Source organism: Rhodococcus koreensis (assembly GCF_017068375.1).
Classification (GTDB): Bacteria; Actinomycetota; Actinomycetes; order Mycobacteriales; family Mycobacteriaceae; genus Rhodococcus_F; species Rhodococcus_F koreensis.
Window position 1 is genome coordinate 4,616,986 of record NZ_CP070609.1, and the last position, 19,885, is coordinate 4,636,870.

Here is a 19,885-nt window from a genome sequence, read left to right on the forward strand (position 1 = left end):
GCCGGGTGTTCGGCTCGAAAGAACCGAACACCCGGCAAGACCCGCGGGTTTCTCGCGAAAAGTACCTATCCGGCCAGGCCGGGATACAGCCGTCGCGCGGTGCCCGCGAAGATCTCGCGGCGTTCGGGCTCGGGTACGTCGGCCAGTACCTTGTGGGCGAGGGCGACGAGTTCGGGCAGTGACTGTTCGGCGGCGGGCAGGTTGGAACCCCACGCGATCCGGTGTGCTCCGAACGCTGCCAGCACCGGATCGAGGAAACCAGAGGCCTTTTCGCCTGCGTCGTGGAGAGGTTCGAGATTGCGGTGGGTCAGCTTGAGGTGCAGGCCAGGATGGACAGCCAGCTCCGCCACCGCTTCGCCGGCGTCGGTGGGTGAGGCCGCGATGTCGGGGTACCCCATGTGGTCGAGCAGCACGCGGACCGACGGGAACCGGCGAAGCAGCTGGTGCACTTGATCGGTCGCCGGTCCGAGCCGCATCTGCAGGCACACCGTGACTCCGAGTTCGGTGGCCTTGTCCCAGAAGGGGTACGTCTCCGGCGCGGCGAACCACTCGCCCTGGGTGGGCACCGTGCTACCGCTGGTGAACAGCCGGACCCCGGCGAGGCCGTTGTCGCCGACCGCCGCCTCCAGGTTGCCGGCGGCGTCCGGCCGCAACGGATCCACCGTGCCCACCACGATGAACCGGTCCGGCCGCTGGGCGCGGCTGTCGAGTACGTAGGAGTTGTCGTAGCCGTAGGCGGTTGTCGCCTGTACCAGTACGGCCTGGCAGATCCCGGCTTCGTCCATGCGCTCGACCATGCCGTCGGCGGTGACCGGGCGGGTGGTCGCCCAACCGGACTGGGTCCCGCCGATCGGAGCCCGGGGGTAGCGGGTCACGTCGTCGGAGATGATGTGGCAGTGGGTGTCGACGATGTCCAAGGTCTACACCTTTCTCGTTCGGTGGGCTGGCTCAGGCGTCCGGGTACTCGCCCTTGGCGAACACCTGGTGGGGATCGGTGGAGAAGTCCGGGTCGAGGAGACCCTGGTCCCGGGAGTACTTCACGAGCGCACGCACACTCGCGTCGTTGGCATCGAGACCGTAGGGGATCGGATCGCTCTGGATCTGCTTGGCCTGCTTGCCCAGTCGCGCCAGCGCCGACCACTGTGGATCGGCCTCGATCTGACGGCGCTTGCTCTCGGCGAATGCGGCGTACAGGGCGGTGGGCAGCCCCGGGTCGCGGTCGACGAGTTCGCTGCGGATCGCGATCACGGAGTGCAGCGGATAGATCCCGGTGCGCAGGTACCAGTCGGTGGCGAGCACCTCGTGGTCGGGGAACAGTGGGTACGGCCCGTCCTCGACCCTGGGTTGCTCGGCCGCCGCCGACCACCCGGCCCGCGGCGCCCCCGCACGTCCGGTGCCGGCGTTGCCGCTGAATGCGGCGTCGATCTCGCCGGCCCGCAGCAACTCGCCGAGCGACCGGCCGTCGGTGACGCGCTCGACGTTCGAGGGAGCCCGGCCTTCGATGTGGTCGTCGTCGTCCACGACCCACTTCACGGTGTCGATGTCGAGGCCGTACTCGTCGCGCAGGATGCCGCGCATCCACACCCCGGTGGTCACCGTGTACGCGCGGACACCGATCCGCTTACCTTCGAGATCGGCGGGGAAGCGGATTCCCGACGCCGAACCGCACTGCACGTCGGCGTGGTGGAAGCGGCGGTTGAGGAAGACGGGGATGCCGGTGAGCGGAACCCCGGCCTGCAACGCCATCAGGTAGGAGGTCGGCGCGAGTTCGCACACGTCGAACTCGAGGTCGCGGATCATCCGGCGGTATGCGCCGATGATCGGGCTGACCTCGACCGGTTTCACCTCGTAGCCGTTCACCGTGACGTCGCCGCCCAGCAGGGCCTGCACGTGCCGGTAGTCGCCGAGTGCGACCGAGAGCGTGTTCATGTTCAGCCTTTCGTATTCCAGAGGGAGCGAGTGGTTCAGCCGCCGAGCCGGGACGCGGTCACCCCGAGCGCGGCGCAGGTGCGATCGACCAGTTCGTCGAACTCGACGCGGCGCGGCAGCACCCCCTGCTCGTAGGCGTAGCGGGCGGCGTCGGTGACAGGCCCGCGCAGACCGTCGAACCCGACGGGGCTCAGGTTCACCGGACCCGCTGCGGGACCGGCAGTCGTGGCGGCCTCGGCCAGCGCGTCGTACACCGCGAGTATCGCCTTCGGGTCCTCGCCGGCGGCCGCCGCGCTGAACCCCACCACGTGGTTGATCGGAGCGAAACCCTTGCGTGCGGCCCATTCGGCGGCGACCGCGAGGGCGTTGGGAATGGCGGTGCGGATCCGGTCGTCGGAGGGCAGTTCGTTGCCCATGATCCCGTAGTCGAGCCGGCCTTCGAGGAAGTCGGCCTGCAGTTTTGCGCCCTCGGGGGCGCGCGTGACCCACGCCGGGTCGGTGGCCCCGTCGACGTGCCCGCCCTCGTACGTGTGCCAGTCCACTTCGGACAGATCGAGGCCGTACTGCTCGCTGAGGAACCCGCGCAGCCACACCCCGGTGGTCTGGCTCCACGAGCGCACGCCGACGCTCCGGCCCCGTACACCCTCGACGTCCAGTTCGCCCAGTGTCACCAGGGTCTGATGCTGGTACCGGCCGAGCATGGTGATCGGCAGCAGCGCCACCGGCTTGTCGTATGCGGCCGCCTGCAGCAATGTCACCACGGCCAGCTCGCACACGTCCGCCGCCGCGTCGTTCACGAAGCCGCGCGATGCCTTGTGCACGGGCCGGATGTCGAGACGTTCGGGCGTTGCACCGGCGGCCACGGCCCCCTCGACGGCCACGGCAGCGAGATCGTCTCTGCCCAGTACGATTTTCATTGACGAGTCCTCGTTTCGTTGGTCGTGATCAGTCCCCGCGCGGTCATACGTCCTCGCCGTACTGCATGCGCCGGTAGGGCACGCTGAGCACGTCGCGGGTGATGCGCACGTCGATCACGGTGGGCCGGGGGTCGCGGACGTACTCGGCCAGCGCGGCGCGCAGTTCGTCGGTCGTGCGGACGGTGGCGCCGCCGCCGCCGAGTGCCTTCCCGACCGTGCCGAGTTCGGGGGTGGGGATGACGGCGAGCTCCGGGTCGAGGCCCTTGGCCTTCGCCTTGTGGTATTCCGCGCCGAGGCCTTCGTCGTTCATGACGACGACGAGCACCGGAAGGCCGTAGCGGCACGCGGTCTCGAACTCCGACAGGTGCATCAGGAAACTCGCGTCGCCTTCGACCACGAACGTCGGCTTGCCGCCGTTGGCGACGACGGTGCCGATGGTCAGCAGCGGAGCCTGGCCGATGGCACCGAACATGCCGTAGTTCGAGGTGATCTCGCGGGACCGCTGGAAGAGCATGGTGCCGAAGTCCGTCTGGTGTCCGCTGCCGAGCACCAGCCCGATCTCGCCGGGAAGTTCGGCGTCGAGCACCGAGATCGCCTCGCGCGGGTCGAGCAGGCCGGGCTGACTGCGGAACTCGGCGGGGTCGATCAGCGGGGCCGTGAGCCGGCCGTGCACCTCGGGGATGTGGAAGCCTTCCATCTCGATACCGCGAACCCCCAGCGCGCCTGTCAGGGCATCGAGGGCGGTGACCGCGTCGGCCTGCATGTAACAGTCGGCGACCTGACCGTTGCCCATCACCAGGTGCGGCGCCGTGTCGATCTGGATGAACCGGGCTTCGGGGAACAGGTATCCGCTCTCGATGGTGTAGTGGTTGAGGCTCGCGCCCACCGACACCACGCAGTCGGCCTCCTGCAGCAGTTCCATCGCCAGCCTGCTCCCGAACAGGCCCGCGATCCCCACGTGGTACTCGGTTTCGGCGCTGAGCCAGTTCTTGGCCTGCAACGTGGTGGCGAGTAGGGCGCCGGTGCGACGCTGAAGCGCGAGGATCTGCTCGCCTGCTTCCGCGTTGCGGGCGCCCCGACCGGCGACGATCACGACTCGTTTGCTCGCCCCGATGATTTCGCACGCCTGCTGGATCCGGTCCGGGTGCGGTAGCAGCTTGGGGGTCCGGAGCAGCTCGGTGGACGGGACGTACGGCATGTCGTCCTCGAACTCCTGCAGCTGCACGTCGAACGGGGCGCTGATCATCACCGGCCGGGATTGGGTGCGGGCCAGGTAGAAGGCGCGCTGCACCACTTCTGCGGCCGACTCGGCCTTGGTCACCTGGAGGAATTCGCACTCGATCGCGGCGGCGAACCGGCGCTGGTCGAGGTACTGGACGGCGCCCTCGTCACCCAGCGGCGTCTCCCCGCAGAACGCGACCAGCGGGATGCGCGCACGGCTCGCCACGATCATCGACGTGGCCAGCTGCGCGGTACCGGGCCCGCTCGTCGTCGTCACGACACCGGGCCGGCCGGATGCGCGGGCGTACCCGTGGGCCATGCTCAGGCCCGCACCCTCGTGACGCACCTCGTACAGGCGCGTCCCACGGGTGGCCAGGGCATTCATCCAGTGCATGTTGGCGTCGCCCATCATGCCGAACACATCCGTGGTGCCCTCGGCGGCGAACGCTGCTGCGAGTGCTTCGTAGACCTTCACCGCGCAACCTCCTCTTGCTTGTCGTGGTTGGTGACTCGGCTTGCCAGGCGGGGGAACACCTTCAGCGCGTTGCCGCCGTAGATCGCCTGCCGGTCGTCGTCGCTGATGGAGTCGATGGAGTCGAGCAGCGCCTTGGTGTCGTCGAAGCGGTGCCCGGTCTCCGGGTCGACGCTGCGGACGGCGCCGATCATCTCGGAGGCGAAGAGCACGTTCTCGGCGGGGATGATGTCGGTGAGAAGTTCGAGGCCCCGCTTGTGGTAGACGCAGGTGTCGAAGAAGACGTTGCGCAGCAACGATTCCTCCAGAGGCGGCCTGCCCTGGTCCTGCATCATCCCGCGGTAGCGGCCCCAGTGGTAGGGCACCGCGCCGCCGCCGTGCGGCAGGATCAGCCGCAGCGTCGGGAAGTCGGTGAACAGGTCCGACTGGCACAGCTGCATGAAGGCAGCGGTGTCGCCGTTGAGGTAGTGCGCGCAGGTGCCCTGGATGGCGGGGTTACGCGACATCGCGACGTGGACCATCGCGGGCACGTCCAGTTCCACCATCTTCTCGTAGAGCGGGTAATAGATCCGGTCGGTCAGCGGCGGCGCCTGCCAGTACCCGTCGGAGGGATCCGGGTTGAGGAGGCAGCCGACGAACCCGAGTTCTTCGACGCAGCGCTCGAGTTCTGCCGCCGACCGGCGGATGGAGGAGGCCAGCGCGTCACCAGGCGACTGCGGAAGCTGGCACACCGCCGCGAAACGATCCGGGAACAGGCCGCACACCCGGGCGATGAGGTCGTTGCTGACCTGCGACCAGACCAGGCTGGTCTGCTCGTCGCCGTAGTGGTGGGCCATCTTTCCCGCGCCGGGGGAGAAGACCGTGAGGTCGGTGCCGCGTTCGAGTTGGAGCTTCAGCTGCCCCTGTTCGATCGCGGCCGTGATCTCGTCGTCGCCGATGTGCAACTCGTCGGGTGAGACCCGCGCGCCCGAATCCTCGAACGCCTTGATCTGGCGCTCGCGCCACTGTCCGAGCGCGGGTGGCGCGGTGGTGAAGTGGCCGTGACAGTCGATGATCATGAAGGTTGTTCTCCAGGTGAGTGTTCGGGGTCAGGAGCGACCGGTGAGTTTGCGGCCCAGTTCCAGGCCGGGATAGCTGCGCACCGGCGCGGACATGAGGAAGCGGTAGCCCTCGTCGAGCACCCGCTCGACGTTGCTCGTCGTCACGTGCGGGTGGCCGACCACGACTTCGTGTTCGTGACAGATCTTCACGATCCGGCTCCTGGCCTCGACCATCAGCGGGTGGTCGAGTTGACGGGGCACGCCCAGTTCCTGGCTGAGATCGCCTTCACCGATGAGGATGAGACCGATTCCGGGCACCTGTTCGAGGATGGCCGGGAGGTTCTCGATGCCGAGTTGATCCTCGATCTGGATCACGACGAGGATCTCGCCGTCCGGGGCGAGCGGCCACACGTCGGCCTTCGCGTAGTACTCGTCGTTGGACAGGCCCCAGTACCGTGCGGCGGCCGCAGGCGCGTCGCCGCGCAGGCCCGGCGGGTCGTACCGCTCCTCGCCAGGCAGGCGGGGGTACCGGCAGGCCGCGACCGCATTGCGCGCTTCCTCGACCCGGCTGATGTGCGGCCACACGATTCCGTACGCCCCGAGGTCGAGAGCCTGCTTCGCGTGCCACTGGCCCTGTTCGGCACCGTTGACGGGAACCCGGATCAGCGGAGTGGGCGACGGGGCGAGCGTGCCCGATTCGAATATCCGTCGCCGGTTGAGCAGATACTGCAGGCTGTCCCGCAACGTCGTTGCGTCCCAGGGTTTGTGCTCGGCCTCGAACACCAGACCGTCGTAGTCGCTGGTTGCGAAGTCGAGCGCCGCCGCCGGCTCGGGAGCCGCGAACGCCGCGAAGGCGTGCTGCCCCGATTCCAGCGCACCGATCACACTATTGAGTCTTGCCACTTGCCACTCCGCTCTGCTCGCTCTGTCGCTTGTGAATGGTCCTGCGCCACCAGGCGCGCACGCGGGCCCACACGGTCGGCCGGCTCGGCGCCGGCACGACCGCGGTCTCCCCGGCGCACCGGCGCACCAGTTCGTCCGTGAAGTCGTTGGTCATCCGGGACACCACGGCGCCGGCGCCCGCCTCGATCACCGACGCGAGCTTGCCCGCGAGGGCCACCTCGCCCGTCACCTGCACCCGTGCGCCGCCCGCGTGGTCCTCGCTGATCCGGAAGTTCGCGTGCGCGGTGAACCGCGTCGCGCCCTGCCCGTCCCGCCCGCGCGCCGAAAGTCGTCCCTCCCAGGCGGGCTCGTCCAGCTCCAGCGACATCCGGGCGCCGAACCGTACCCGGATCGCGCTGAATTTCACGACCAGCGTGCCGTCGAACGAGCCGTCGTCGTGGAACTGGCCGAGTTCGGCACCGTTGATGCACGACACCACCTCGGTGGGGTCGGAAATGACCGCCCACACCCGCCCCGGTGGCGCGGGTACGGCGATTGCTTCGTCGATCTTTATCACAACTGTGTCCTCGCTTGACGATCGTGATCAGCCACCACAGACCACTGTGGCGCTTCGGGGAAACTCGCGAGACTCGATCAGCGAGCTGGTGTCGGAGGGCGTGCCCTCGCCGGCAGCGAGCAGGCCGGTCGCCAGATAACACTGGCGTCATCCGAGTCTCCCCGGTCGGCTCTCAGATTGTTTAACAACTTTCTGTCGTCAGAGTAGCAGCGGATTGCGGCGAACAGCAAGAACTTGTTTTCCAGACGCGGGTTTGTCCACGATGCGCAACTTGACCGCACTCATCTTGTAGAACAATCTGAGGCGGTGGGCCGATTGCCCCAGCATGATCGCGCCGGCGGACGCGAACCCCGTGTCTTCGCCGCCTGCTTCGACCCGGCTTCCGCAAAATTGTTAGACGATCCGAGCCTCAAAGGCTTGTAATGGGCGTCACTCCCGCGTAAATTGAGCGAAACCGTAAGACAAAACCGATATTCACCCATCGGTCGAATGACGGCATCGGCGCACTGACACCAGTGCACTCCCCGGGTTCGGAGGCACACCACATGCACTCCCCGGGTTCGGACGCAACAGAGGAGTTGTATTCATGTCCACAACCTTGTCCATCGCGGCGAAGTCCTACCCGCACACGGCGTTCCTCGCGGAACCCGGCTTCAGCGTCGAGGGACATCCCGTCGAGCTCGCGGCAGCGGATCCGATCTACAAGGCGTTCGCTCCTATGGTGCGTGAGCTCCGTTACGACTTCAGCGAATTGGCCATCGCCACCTATCTGCAGGCCCGCGAGGCAGGAGCCCCGATCGCGCTTCTGCCGGTGGTACTCAGCGGCGACTTCCACCACCACTCCCTGACCCGCTGGCCCGGTTCGGCCGAGATCAGCCCGGCGGACCTGGCAGGCCGGCGGGTCGCGGTCCGGGCCTACAGCCAGACGACCGGTCTGTGGGTGCGCGGAATCCTGCACGAAGAGTTCGGCGTCGACGCCAAGGAAGTCACCTGGGTGACCACCGAGGAGCCGCACGTCGCCAGCTATGTCGAGCCGCCGAACGTCGAGCGCACGACCGGCAAGGTGCTCGACGTGCTCGAGCGCGGCGATGTCGTGGCCGCCGTCCTCGGTCCGCCGGCGCTCGACGGGGCGCAGGGGCCGCTGGTGCCGATCATCCCGAACTGGCGGGAGGCCGAGGAGGCATGGGGAGCCCGGCACAAGACGGTGCCGATCAACCACGTGCTCACCGTCCGGCGTGACCTCCTCGAGGCCGAGCCTCGCACAGTATCGGCGCTCTACCAGGCTTTCGGAGACCGGATCGAGGCGCGCAAGGCCGCTGAAACCGAGCCCGGTCCCCGCGTGCGCGCCCTCCGTTTCGGAGTGACCGACGAGCTCGTCGCCGGTCTGCAGATCGCGATCGACTACGCGTTGCAGCAGAACGTCATCCGCACACCCGTGACGGTGGCCGAACTCCTCGACGACTTCACCCGGCATCTCGGCGAGCTCGCCTGAGCGCGCCCGCCCGCCACTTTCCGCCCGCCACCCCACCCACCAGTCGTGAGGTACTGATGTTCACAGTCGACACACACACCCACATCATTTCGCCCGACACCGATGCCTACCCCGCAGATCCGCTCGGCGGACACCGGTCCACCTGGTCCCAGGAACGGCCCACCGACATCGACGGCCTGCTGCGGGCCGCCGACGCCGCCGACGTCGACCACCTGGTCGTCGTCCAGGCCTCCACGGTGTACGGATTCGACAACAGCTACGTAGCCGACCAGCTCACAAGGCACCCCGACCGCCTCAGCGGGGTGTGCTCGGTGGACTTCCTCTCCCCGAAGGTGGTCGACGACCTCCACCACTGGATCGACGAGCGGGGCTTCTCGGGGGTCCGCATCCGTGCCGCGGACGGAACGACCGCCGTCCCGACACCCGGCCGCGGACTCGACGACGAGCGCATGGCGCCGGTCTGGCAGTTCCTGTCCGACCGCCGCGTGCCGGTCTGCATCCAGATGCACGCCCAGCACGCTCCGATCCTCGCCGGGCTCCTCCAGCAGTACCCGGGACTCACCGCGATCCTCGACCACGCGGGCCGACCGCAATTGGACTCCGCGCCGTACCCGAACTCGGACGGAGCTCCCCAGCTCAGCGAGACGGGCCGCGTGTTCATCAAGATCACGCCGCCGGCCGTACTCCGCGCGCAGCGCGAGAGCGGATCCGCGGCACCGCTGGTCCGCACGCTGATCGAAGAGTTCGGGGCGGCCCACGTCATGTGGGGTTCGAACTTCCCCGCCTCGGCCGGATCGTTGTCGGACTTGGCCGACCTCATCAGGGAGCAACTGCCGTCACTCGACGCCACCGACCTGGAGCTGATCGCGGGCGGCACCGCCGGCCGGCTGTACGGGCTCGCCCAGGGCAGCTCCGTTTCCACCGCCGCGAAGGAATGTTGATCGCTATGAAGCGCTTTCGGCGCAGGCTCTGCATGGCCTCGGTCATGGCAGTCGCCGTCGTCCTGACCGCCTGCGGCGGTCCGCCGCCTGTTCCGGACACGAAGAACCTCGACGAGCTGTACCAGGCGGCCAAGGCCGAAGGGGAGGTCGTCTGGTTCGCGCCGAAGCCGGAGGCTCAGATGAAGCCGGCGATCGACGCGTTCGAGAAGAAATTCCCAGGGATCGAGGTCAGGTACACGAACAAGAAGGCTCCGGATCTGGTCACCCAGCTCAATGTGGAGCAGGCCGCCGACCGGGTGACGTTCGATGTGTCCAACGCAGGTGGGCTCACGGTCTTGCCGTCGCAGTCCATGGCGGCGAAGGTCGACTGGGCATCCTACGATGTGCCCAGCGACCAGATCTTCGCCGACGACTTCGTCTACGTGTGGGCGGTACCGAAGGTCTGGGCCTACAACACCGACGCCCTGGCCCCGAACGATGTGCCCGCGAGCTGGGACGACCTGCTCGATCCGCGATGGAACGGCGGAAAACTCAGTGTCGAGTCGCGCGGGTCCTTCATGACCGTGTGGGCCCAGGACCCCACCCTCGGCGCCGACGCCGGTCTCGACTACGCGTCCCGGCTGGCCGAGCTGAATCCCCACTACACCGAAAACACGACGCAGGCTCACACACTCGTCGTGTCCGGCCAGACGCCGGTCGGCACCGACCTCATCAACCTCGTGCTCGCGGACGAGTCGAAGGGCGCGCCGGTCGCCGTCGCACCGGTGGGCCCCACGAACGCCAACAAGTCGTATCTGTTCGTGGCCGACGGTGCGCCGCACCCGGCGGCGGGTCGCCTGCTCACCGCCTTCCTCGCCTCCGAAGAGGGCCAGTCCGCATTGGTCGGCACGTACAACTCTGTCATTCCCACCAACACGGACTGCACCGACGCCGCCACGAACCGTGTCATCGGCGCCCTGTGTGACGCCGGCGTCGAATGGTTCAGCGAGACCGACATCGCGCAGTACGAGCAGTTCTCAGATTTCTTCCCCGAGGTCGAAGAGGCCTTGGGCACCAACGTCAACTGACGGCTCCCACCGCCGCACCGCTGCCCGTGACGGGCGGCAAACTCTATCCCCTCACCCTTGGAGACTTCAGCGATGCAGTCCGGCACCCAGCTCTCCACCGGCGTACGCCCTCGACCCGACGACGCACGCCCTCAGCCCGCCGACGTACACCACCCCAAGCGCCGGGACCGCGTCCTGGTCGGCGTCAACATCGCCATCGGCGCGATCGTCGCCTATCTCATGCTCTTCCCCCTGGGAATGCTGTTGTTCAGCAGCCTCAAGGACAGCGAGACGAAGCTGCCCTTCCAGGTCCCCGGGTTCACGCTCGACAACTTCACCGCGATCTTCTCCTCGAAACGCCTGGTCGACGTCGCGCTCAACTCGTTCGTCTTCGTGGTCGGCACCGTGTCGCTGGCATTGGTTGTCAGCGTCAGCCTGGCCTACCTGTTCGAGCGGACCGACATTCCGGGACGCCGTTTCCTCGCGCCGAGCACGCTGGCCCCCATGGCCGTGCCCGCCACGGTCATGGCGGTGGCGTGGGTCCTGGCGGCCAACCCCACCAACGGCCCCATCGCCATCGTCATCGAGCGGGTCTTCGGGCTCTCGATCGACATCTACTCGCTGCCGGGCATGATCCTGGTGGCCGGCATCTTCGGTGTCCCGGGCATGTACATCATGCTCGCGCCGACGTTCGCCCGGCTCAACCTCGAATTCGAGGAGGCCGCGGCCACGTCGGGTGCAGGCTGGTGGACGCGAACCCGCAAAGTGGTTCTGCCGCTGACGATGCCGGGGATCTCCGCGGCCAGCATGCTGCTCGTCGTCATTGCGCTCGAGGAGTTCGCGATCCCTGCCATCCTCGGAATGCCGGACCAGATCTTCGTGTTCAGCAGCCTCATCCAGGCGTCCCTGCAGCCGCCGTCGGGTCTTGCCAACTACGGCCAGGCCAGTGCCTACGGCATCATGCTCGTCCTGCTGTCCCTCGTGATGATCGCCGTCTACCGGCGTCAGACCCGCGAGTCCCACCGATTCCAGGTGGTGGGCGGCAAGGGGTACCGGTCCACACCGGTGCGGCTGGGGCGGTGGCGCATCCCGGTCGCCGGCATCGTCTCGTTCTACGTTCTCGTCGCGATCATCGTGCCCATCCTGACCCTGGTCTGGACGAGCCTGACCCCGTACCTGCAGCCGATCAACTTCGACAACCTGGGTGCGCTCAGCCTCGCCAACTACGGCGCGATCTTCACCAACCCGAACCTGACGCACGCCGTCGTCAACACCCTGGTGATCAGCCTGATCACGGCGACGCTGACCGCCGGGTTCGCCCTGTGGCTGGCACTGGCCTCGACCCGCGCCGGGCGCCTCGGCAGGGGCCTGTTCGATCTGTCCTTCCTGGTCTTCGCCATCCCCAGCGTCGTGCTCGGCATGGCTGTGCTGTTCCTGTACCTGTACCTGCCCATCCCGATCTACGGCACGATCTGGATCATCATCATCGCGTTCACCACCCGCTACATCCCACGCGGATCACGCATGATTCAGACGGCACTGTTGCAACTCGACAAGGGACTCGAAGAGGTGGGCCGCGTCAGCGGGGCGTCCAACGCCGTCGTGCTGCGCCGGGTGGTCTTCCCGCTCGTCGCTCCCGCGGTGTCGAGCACGTGGCTGTGGGTGTTCGCCAACTCCCTGGGCGAACTCCCGATCGCGCTGCTGCTGTCCAGTTCCGACAACCGCACCGTCGTGGTGCTGCTGTGGGACATGATCGGTGAAAGCGCGAACTATCCCGAGGCCAGCGCCCTCGCGGTCCTCCTGCTCGCCCTGTCCGCCGTCTCCGTCTGGTGGGTCAACCGCCGTGGCTTCCAACAACACATCTGAGGTGCCGTGAACATGAAAACCCTCGTTGGTTCCGACCATTCCGTGCAGATCTCCGGCCTGCAGAAACACTTCACCCGCCCGCACAGCGGCGAGGTGACCCGCGTCATCGACGATGTCAGCTTCTCCGTGCCGCAGAACAGCTTCTTCACCCTGCTCGGGCCCAGTGGGTGCGGCAAGACGACCACCCTCCGCTGTCTCGCCGGACTGGAGACCGCCGACAGCGGCGAGATCTGGATGAACGGCCAGGCCGTCTTCTCGGCCGCGGCGGGGCGCGACGTGTCTCCCGACGTCCGGCCGATCGCGATGGTGCCGCAGTCCTACGGGATCTGGCCGCACATGAAGGTGTTCGACAACGCCGCGTTTCCCCTGCAGTACGGCCGGAAGACGTACCCTCGCGCCGAGCGGGAGCATCGCGTCCGAACGATGCTCGAACAGGTGGGCCTGTCGGAGTACGCGGACCGATGGTCCACCCAGCTCAGCGGCGGCCAGCAGCAGCGGCTGGCGCTGGCCCGCGCCCTGCTGTGCGAGCCGGAGGTCCTGCTGCTGGACGAACCGCTGTCCAACCTGGACGCCAAGCTGCGCTCACAGCTGCGCGCCGAGTTGCGCTCGTTCCAGCAGAAGTTCGGCGTCACCACCATCTACGTAACGCACGACCAGGGTGAGGCCCTGGCCATGTCCGACACGATCGTCGTCATGAATCGTGGTCGGATCGAACAGATCGGATCACCGAGCGAGATCTACGATTCGCCCGCGACACGGTTCGTGGCCGACTTCGTCGGCAGCGCCAACCTCATCCCCGGAGTGCTCGACCGGCCGGCGGGCTCCGGCGACCGCGTCGTCGACGCCAAGACGACCGTCGGGGTGGTGCGGTGCGAGCGTTTCACCACCCCATCCACCCCGCCCACCCCCGGCCAGGAAATGTTCGTGTGCATCCGGCCCGAAAACATCCGCATCATCCCCGAGGAGCGGGAAACTCACGGTCCCAACCGATTCCCGGGGCGCATCGTGACCACCGAGTATCTCGGCGACCGCCAGGAGATGGTCGTGACCGTCGGGGACGTGTCGCTCCGCGCGCACGCCGACGCGCACCTCCGTGCTCGCCCGGGCGACGACGTGACCGTCGTCCTGGACCCGGCATGGACGGTCGCGCTGTGGTCGTAACCGCCGCGTGGGAGCGGGCGGCCGGCGTGTCGTTCTGAGTCGGTGAGGACCTCCTCACGAATGGAGGAGGTCCTCACCGCCAGTGCTCAGCTGACGGGAGCGCCGAACCACCGCGACAGTTGCTTGTCGAGTCCCGCCTGGTCGTCGCCGGCCCAGGCGACGTGGCCGTCCGGACGGAGTAACACGGCCGGCACGCCCAACTCGGCGTCGGCATCCGCGACGGAGTCGACCCGATCCGCCCAGCCGTCGACCGAGAGCCGGCCGGTCCGGTCGAGCAGAAGTCCGCGGCCATGGTGCATCTGTTCGTACAGGCGCCCGCTCCCGAGACCGATGTCCCGGAGCCGTTTGCCGAGCAGTTCGTGCCCGTCGCCGAAGTCGTAGCGGATCCCGATGGCGGTGACCTTTTCCATCAGGTACCGGCTGACGACCTCGAAGTCCATCAGCTCCGTCACCAGCCGGCGCACAGCTTGGGGGCCCGGTTCGGTGGACATGAGTTCGCTCTGCGCGCGGGTGTTGTTCAGTACGTCGGCGCCCACCGGGTGCCGTTCGGAGTGGTAGCTGTCCAGCAGATCGACCGGTGCCCAGCCGTTGATCTCGGCGGCCAGTTTCCAGCCCAGGTTGAAGGCGTCCTGGATCCCGAGGTTGAGGCCCTGTCCTCCCAGCGGTGGGTGCACGTGCGCGGCGTCGCCCGCCAGGAACACCCGTCCGGCCCGGTAGCGCTCGGCCTGACGGGTGGCGTCGCCGAAGCGGGAGAGCCAGCGTGGTGAGTGGACACCGAAGTCGGTGCCGGCGAACGCTCGCAGCTGCCGCTCGACCTCCTCGAGCGTCGGGGGGACGGTGCTGTCCTCGGTGACGCTCTCGGCGGGGACGACGACCCCGTACCGGCCGTTCCCGGCGGGACCGACGCCGAACCCCTTGTGGGTCTTGCGGACCTCGGCAACGATGGCGGACAGTTCCTCCGGCGGAGTGGTCACCTCCATCTCACCCCGTAGCCACTCGACCTTGGCGGGTTCGCCGGGGAATCCGACGCCGAGCAGCTTGCGGACCGTGCTGCGGCCGCCGTCGCAGCCGACGAGGTAACGCGCACGCACCTGCTTGCCGAGCGACCCCGCCTCGGCGAGTTCGACGGTCACCCCGTCGGCGTCCTGGCTCAGGCCGACCAGTTCGCAGCCGCGCCGGATATCGGCACCGAGTTCGGCGGCGTGCTCGGCCAGCAGCCGGTCGGTGACCGGCTGGGGGATGCCGAGGATGTAGGCGTGCGCGGTGTCCAGATGTTCGGGCCACGGTTTGTCGATGCCGGCGAAGCGACCGCCACCCGGGTACTGCGTGCCCTGCTCGAGGAACCGTTCGAGCAGCCCGCGCTGATCCAGGATCTCGATGCTGCGCACGTGCAGGCCGAGCGAACGGACCTGTTCGTTCGGCTCGACCTCCTTCTCCAGCACCAGCACGTCCACACCGTGCAGTCGCAATTCGGCGGCCAGCATCATGCCGGTCGGTCCGCCGCCGGCGATGATCACATCAGTCATGAAGCCCCGTTCATCCTTTCCGCAGATCCCGCTGGTCGTCCGACGTCGGGAAGTTCAGCTGAAGCGCTCGCCGGGCCGAAGACAGGTGATGCCGCATCGCCGCGGCGGCGGATTCCGGGTTGTGCGTGACGATCGCCGCGAGGATGGCCTCGTGCTCCCTGACGGAGTCGGTGCGTGGGTTCGCGCGACGGTCCGCGTCGCGGTACTGCTGCATGACGAGCGGATAGAGCAGGCTGTCGACGAACCTGGTGAGTGTGGCCTGCCGTGCCGCCCGCTTGACCTGTTCGTGAAACTTGCGGTTGAGATTCCAGTATTCCTCGCGCCCGCCCGGTACCTGCAAGTCCCACATGCGCTTACAGGTCTCGGTCATCGCGGCGATGTCCGCCTCGGTGGCGCGTTCGGCGGCCTTCGCTGCCAGCGCCGACTCCAGGACCGCGCGGGTCTCGAGAATTTCGATCGCCTCGTCCACCGAGAACGAGCGGGTGCGAGCGCTCCGGTTCGCCTCGGTGGTGACATAGCCCTCTTGGGCGAGGCGTGCCAGCACCGAACGGATCGTCCCCCGTGAGACCTGGAGTTGGGTGGTGAGTCCCGACTCGGTGAGGCGGGAGTCCGGTTCGTAATGACCGGAGAGGATCAGGGCGCGCAGATCGTGATACGCCTGCAGCGTCCGGTTGGCGCCCGAATCGGGGCTGCCCTCGTTGTCCGGGTCTGCGCCCGCAGCTAGCACCATCGTGTGTCACCTGACTCGCCGGGACGAGTGGGCAGCGTCGTCATCGGAGCCTCACCCGTCATGTTGTACAACAACATCGAACGTACCGTGTCGAGCGCTCGATGCGAACGCAGTTCGGGGGCATGAAGATCTTCCCTTCCTGAGTCGATCAGGTCCGTGCTGACGTGCACTATTGTTGCACAATTTCGGTGCAACGCCGATCGCCGGCGCACCACAAGTGATGCGCCGGCGAGCAGGTCCGCGGCGGGCCGATCAGAACAACCAGGGGACCTCGTCGTGGCCGAAGTCGTGGAAGTCGCCGAACCGCCCCGAATAGAACACCAGGCCGGTTCCTTCGCGGCAGCGCATGTCGGTGACTTCACCGTAGAAGACGCGGTGGTCGCCGATGTCGTGGGCGCTGTGGATCCTGCATTCGAGTTGGGCCAGAGCGTCTTTGATCAGCGGCAGGCCCGAGCGGCTGCGATCGCAGGGCAGATCGTCGAATCGGGCGCCGCCGCGGGTGGCGAACCGCCGGGCGAGTGCTTCCTGGCGGGACCCGAGGATCGAGACGGCGAACGAGCCCGCGGCCTCCACGGCCTCGGTGGTGCGGGAGCCGTGGGTGAGCGAGACGAGCAGGATCGCCGGGTCCAGGCTGATCGAGGTCAGGGAGCTGATCGTCATGGCGCTGGGGTCGCCGTCCCCGTCGTCGGCGCTGACGACGGCGACCCCGGTGGTGAACCGGCCCATGCTGCGCCGCATGTCCGTGGGGGTGGGGGCGTGGAATGCCGGAAGGGTCATCGCGGGCCTACTTACTGTGGTACCGGACTTCGAAGGTGACGACACCTTCGTCCGTGCTCCAGGGACCGTGGGGCATGCCCGGCGGCCGGCACGCGTACATTCCGGCGGTGAACGTCTCGCCGAGGGTGAGGTCCGTGAACGATCCCTCGAGGATGTAGACCTCCTCCCAGAAATCGTGCTTCTGCACGCCCATGGGGGTGGAGTCGGCGCCGGGTTCGTAGCGCAGGATCCGGGTGGCGACGTTGCCTTCGGGGTCCTTGGCGAGGATACGTTCGGTGATCTTCGGATCGTCACCCGGACACACGGTCCACTCGACGTCGGTGACCGGGAAGAATTCGAATTCGGGCTTGGCCATGAGGGGTTACTCGCTTTCCGCTTTGTATCCGTCGGTGAACTGCTGCACTGCCGCGACGGCGCTGTCGTAGTCGTAGTTGCGGTACGTGTACGCGCCCTTCACCACGAAGGGGGCGCCGGCGTAGAACATTTCGTACTGCTGGTGTCGTCCGGCGAATTCGGAGCCGATGATGTCCCAGGCCAGTTTGAAGAGTTTGATGCGTTCCTCGGACGGCACACCGGGGGACTGGACGTAGTGTTCGATGTCGCGGGACGTCAGCGGGCTGGTGAGGTCCTTGACGCTCGACGGGAGTTGCAGCACGCCGCCGCCGACGAGGTCACGCAGGATCGCGATCACCCGCGGGTAGATCTCCGACTGCAGGCCCATCGACCCGTACAGGGCCTGCCTGCCCGGCAGCCACATCCCCGCCGAATCCGGCTCGGCGGTGTATTCGGCGGCCAGCACCGCGGACCGGACCCCGCTGACGAGCGCGGCGAGTTCGCCGAGCTTTTCCTGCACGCTGGGGATCTTGTCGACGCCGTTGACCTGGGTGACGCGACGCGCGACGCCGGCGATGAATTCCAGCTTCGTCGCGAACCGGATCTGCGCCTGCCAGTTGCCGAGAACGTGTGCGCCCGTCTCGAAGAACTGCCGGCGGACACCGGTGGTGTCGCGGTCGACGAACACCCGATCCCACGGCACGAGGACGTCGTCGAAGACGAGGAGCGAGTCGGGCTCGTCGTAGCGGCAGGTCAGGGGGTAGTCGAACGAGCTCGTCGCGGCCGGGATGTACGGGCGCCGGACGTACTGCTTGAGGCCGGGGGCGTTGGCCGGGACGACGAAGCCGACGGCGAAGTCCTTGTCGTCCGGGCCGAGCGGTTTGATGCACGAGACGAAGATTTCGTCGGCGATCGCGCCGCCGGTGGCAAGCATCTGCGAACCGCGGATGACCAGGCCCTCCGTGGTCTCCTCGACCACGCCGGCCTGCAGGTATTCGCCCTCCCAGCCCGACGCCGTCGTCGCCCGCGAGACCTGTGGCGGGATGATCGCGTACGAGACGTAGAGGTTCTCGTCGAGCAGGCGCCGGTACAACGCGGAGACGTTCGCCCCGAAATCGTGGTCACCCTCGGCGGCGAACACCTCGGGATGCGCCGCGAACGCGGCCAGGAACGTCCCCACGTGGTCGGGGCTGCGGCCGATCCAGCCGTGCGTGTGCCGCGCCCACCGCTCGATCGCCTCCCGTCGCTGCGCGAGTTCCTCCCGCGACCGCGGAATCGAGAACACCCGATTGGCCGGGTTCCCGGTTTCGGGGGCGACGTACTGCATGCCGTTGGCCTCGTCCGCGGCGAGGTCGAACATCTCCGCCATGGTCCGGGTCACGGGCGCGAAGGCCGGATGGGTGGTGACGTCGTCGATCTTCTCCCCGTCGACGAGCACGACTCGCCCGTCGTTCAGGGAGGCCAGGTAGTCGGCTCCGGTGCGCATGTCAGTGTCCTTCGGTGGTGTAGGTGTGGGTGAGGGTCCGGCCGTCGGGCAGGGTGAGTTCGAGGTCCCACCGGTGTCCGGCGGTGAACTTCCCGTCGAGCAGCGGCAGGGTGCCCGCGAAGCAGAGCAGGTCCTCGCCGGTGTCGCCGATCCGGTCGGCGAAGATCTGCAGAAGGTTGTGCGGGGTACGGAGATTGGCCAGCGTGCCGTCCTGGTACAGCACTCCGTCGACCCACGACCGGGCCCGGCACGCGTCCCAGTCGAACGACGCCCAGTCCTCGATCTCCACGACGGCCGGGCCCACCGGCTTCGGGCACGCCCGCTTGGAGTCGCCGATGTCGACGGTCTCGAGTTGCCGGTCGGTGTGATCGGAGCCGACACCGAGGTAGTACCGCCCCCGGTGCCGCAGGATCACCGGCTCCACCTCGCCCGACGTGTGCGCGCCGGTGACCGGGGCCTGCGTCGCGGTGGTGATCGTCGCGATCTCGACGGGGTAGAACATCGGGACCTGCGCCGGCGGTGCGACACCGATGGCGGCGAGTTCGTCGATGTGATGTTGCACCGCCGCTTCGTCGCGGCCGGTGTATCCGGCGACCAGGGTCCGGACGTCGTCGAATCGCAGGGTCTCGGAAGAGTCGAGGGTGTCGAAGGTGAGCACCTGCGTGGTGGCGCCGGTCATGACAGGACCTTTCTGCGGTTGAGGAAGCTGTAGTCGTCGAGCCGGTCGTTCAGGACCGGGAACTCGGCGCGGGTGCGGTCGACCGCGGTGGGGTCGATCTCGGCGATGGTGATGCCCTCGGACGAATCGGCCTCGGCGATCACCGTTCCCCACGGGTCGACGATCCGGCTGTGGCCGCCGAGTTCGACGGAATTGTGCGTCCCGGTGGCGTTGCAAGCGATCACGAAGACCTGGTTGTCGACGGCGCGGGCCGACGTCAGCAGTCGCCAGTGCTCCCTGCGGGCCTTGGGCCAGGCCGCGGGCACGATGACGAGTTTCGCTCCGGCGGCGACCAATTCGGTCCACAGTCCGGGGAATCGCAGATCGTAGCAGGTGGTGGCCGCGATCGGGCCGAACGGGGTGTCGGTGGTGTGGATCTGCGTTCCCGGCTGCAGGAGCTGCGCTTCGAGGGAGGCGTATCCGAACACGTGAACTTTGCTGTAGTGGTGGTGGATCTGGCCGTCCGGGCCGATCAGGACCGCCGTGTTGCGCAGTCTGCCCTCTTCACCCTGTTCGACGATGCTGCCGGCGTGGATGTAGCAGCGCCGTTCGACGGCGACGGAGGCCAGAACCTGGACGGTGCCGCCGCCGAGAGTTTCGGCGGCCGAGGCGTAGTCGTCGAAGTGGTTGTATCCCACGCGCCACAGTTCGGGCAGAACGATGAGGTCGACGCTGTCGTCGAGTCCGGTCAGGAGGTGGCGCACGCGTTCGAGCCGGTGCGCGGGGGTTTCGGAATCGGGGCTGGCCAGCTGGGCCAGGGCTATCTTCATG

General features: G+C 67.7%; 19 protein-coding genes. 5 read left to right on the plus strand and 14 right to left on the minus strand.

Annotated elements, in window-relative coordinates:
* Window positions 1-65: 65 nt before the first annotated feature.
* The 7 genes from JWS14_RS21110 to JWS14_RS21140 are packed head-to-tail and all read right to left on the minus strand — an operon-like array spanning window position 66 to window position 7,038.
* Window positions 66-917, minus strand: coding sequence for an amidohydrolase family protein (locus JWS14_RS21110; RefSeq protein ID WP_206014270.1), 852 nt, complete (start codon window positions 915-917; stop codon window positions 66-68).
* Window positions 918-948: 31 nt separating this feature from the next.
* Complete coding sequence (locus tag JWS14_RS21115) at window positions 949-1,929, minus strand: substrate-binding domain-containing protein (RefSeq protein ID WP_206014271.1); 981 nt, start codon at window positions 1,927-1,929, stop codon at window positions 949-951.
* Window positions 1,930-1,964: 35 nt separating this feature from the next.
* Complete coding sequence (locus JWS14_RS21120; protein WP_206014272.1) at window positions 1,965-2,846, minus strand: hypothetical protein; 882 nt, start codon at window positions 2,844-2,846, stop codon at window positions 1,965-1,967.
* A gap of 43 nt (window positions 2,847-2,889) precedes the next feature.
* Window positions 2,890-4,542, minus strand: coding sequence for a thiamine pyrophosphate-binding protein (locus JWS14_RS21125; RefSeq protein WP_206014273.1), 1,653 nt, complete (start codon window positions 4,540-4,542; stop codon window positions 2,890-2,892).
* A complete protein-coding gene (locus JWS14_RS21130) occupies window positions 4,539-5,597 on the minus strand; it encodes an amidohydrolase family protein (protein ID WP_095865616.1) in 1,059 nt (352 codons plus the stop codon). Before JWS14_RS21130 ends, JWS14_RS21125 begins: the two co-directional genes overlap by 4 nt.
* A gap of 30 nt (window positions 5,598-5,627) precedes the next feature.
* Entirely contained in the window at window positions 5,628-6,482 is an 855-nt protein-coding gene (locus tag JWS14_RS21135) for an HpcH/HpaI aldolase family protein (protein ID WP_206014274.1), read from the minus strand.
* Window positions 6,466-7,038, minus strand: a complete 573-nt coding sequence (locus JWS14_RS21140; RefSeq protein ID WP_206014275.1) for an SRPBCC family protein — start codon at window positions 7,036-7,038, stop codon at window positions 6,466-6,468. Before JWS14_RS21140 ends, JWS14_RS21135 begins: the two co-directional genes overlap by 17 nt.
* 586 nt (window positions 7,039-7,624) lie before the next feature.
* Here JWS14_RS21140 and JWS14_RS21145 point away from each other — a divergent pair.
* From JWS14_RS21145 to JWS14_RS21165, 5 genes are all read left to right on the plus strand, one after another.
* Window positions 7,625-8,530 (plus strand): substrate-binding domain-containing protein, encoded by a 906-nt coding sequence (locus JWS14_RS21145; protein ID WP_072943567.1) that lies wholly within the window; start codon window positions 7,625-7,627, stop codon window positions 8,528-8,530.
* 56 nt (window positions 8,531-8,586) lie between these two features.
* Window positions 8,587-9,471, plus strand: a complete 885-nt coding sequence (locus tag JWS14_RS21150; protein WP_072943566.1) for an amidohydrolase family protein — start codon at window positions 8,587-8,589, stop codon at window positions 9,469-9,471.
* 5 nt (window positions 9,472-9,476) lie between these two features.
* Window positions 9,477-10,538 carry an ABC transporter substrate-binding protein gene (locus JWS14_RS21155; protein WP_241031425.1) on the plus strand — a complete coding sequence of 354 codons (1,062 nt, stop codon included), beginning with the start codon at window positions 9,477-9,479 and terminating at the stop codon, window positions 10,536-10,538.
* Between the two features lie 72 nt (window positions 10,539-10,610).
* Complete coding sequence (locus JWS14_RS21160; RefSeq protein ID WP_206014277.1) at window positions 10,611-12,383, plus strand: ABC transporter permease; 1,773 nt, start codon at window positions 10,611-10,613, stop codon at window positions 12,381-12,383.
* A gap of 12 nt (window positions 12,384-12,395) precedes the next feature.
* Window positions 12,396-13,544, plus strand: coding sequence for an ABC transporter ATP-binding protein (locus tag JWS14_RS21165; RefSeq protein ID WP_241031426.1), 1,149 nt, complete (start codon window positions 12,396-12,398; stop codon window positions 13,542-13,544).
* Window positions 13,545-13,630: 86 nt separating this feature from the next.
* On the opposite strand, the gene rox is transcribed toward JWS14_RS21165, so the two are convergent.
* The 7 genes from rox to JWS14_RS21200 form a co-directional block, all read right to left on the minus strand.
* Complete coding sequence (gene rox, locus JWS14_RS21170) at window positions 13,631-15,070, minus strand: rifampin monooxygenase (protein ID WP_206014279.1); 1,440 nt, start codon at window positions 15,068-15,070, stop codon at window positions 13,631-13,633.
* Window positions 15,071-15,080: 10 nt separating this feature from the next.
* Complete coding sequence (locus tag JWS14_RS21175; RefSeq protein ID WP_241031427.1) at window positions 15,081-15,800, minus strand: GntR family transcriptional regulator; 720 nt, start codon at window positions 15,798-15,800, stop codon at window positions 15,081-15,083.
* Window positions 15,801-16,052: 252 nt separating this feature from the next.
* On the minus strand, window positions 16,053-16,577 hold the full coding sequence (locus tag JWS14_RS21180; protein ID WP_072943556.1) for a flavin reductase family protein: 525 nt from the start codon (window positions 16,575-16,577) through the stop codon (window positions 16,053-16,055).
* A 7-nt stretch (window positions 16,578-16,584) separates the two neighbouring features.
* Window positions 16,585-16,932 carry a cupin domain-containing protein gene (locus JWS14_RS21185; RefSeq protein WP_016884597.1) on the minus strand — a complete coding sequence of 116 codons (348 nt, stop codon included), beginning with the start codon at window positions 16,930-16,932 and terminating at the stop codon, window positions 16,585-16,587.
* Window positions 16,933-16,938: 6 nt separating this feature from the next.
* Window positions 16,939-18,396, minus strand: a complete 1,458-nt coding sequence (locus tag JWS14_RS21190) for a 4-hydroxyphenylacetate 3-hydroxylase family protein (protein ID WP_206014280.1) — start codon at window positions 18,394-18,396, stop codon at window positions 16,939-16,941.
* 1 nt (window position 18,397) lies between these two features.
* Complete coding sequence (locus tag JWS14_RS21195; protein ID WP_072943552.1) at window positions 18,398-19,075, minus strand: DUF2848 domain-containing protein; 678 nt, start codon at window positions 19,073-19,075, stop codon at window positions 18,398-18,400.
* A complete protein-coding gene (locus tag JWS14_RS21200) occupies window positions 19,072-19,884 on the minus strand; it encodes a carbon-nitrogen family hydrolase (RefSeq protein ID WP_206014281.1) in 813 nt (270 codons plus the stop codon). Before JWS14_RS21200 ends, JWS14_RS21195 begins: the two co-directional genes overlap by 4 nt.
* Window position 19,885 lies beyond the last annotated feature (1 nt).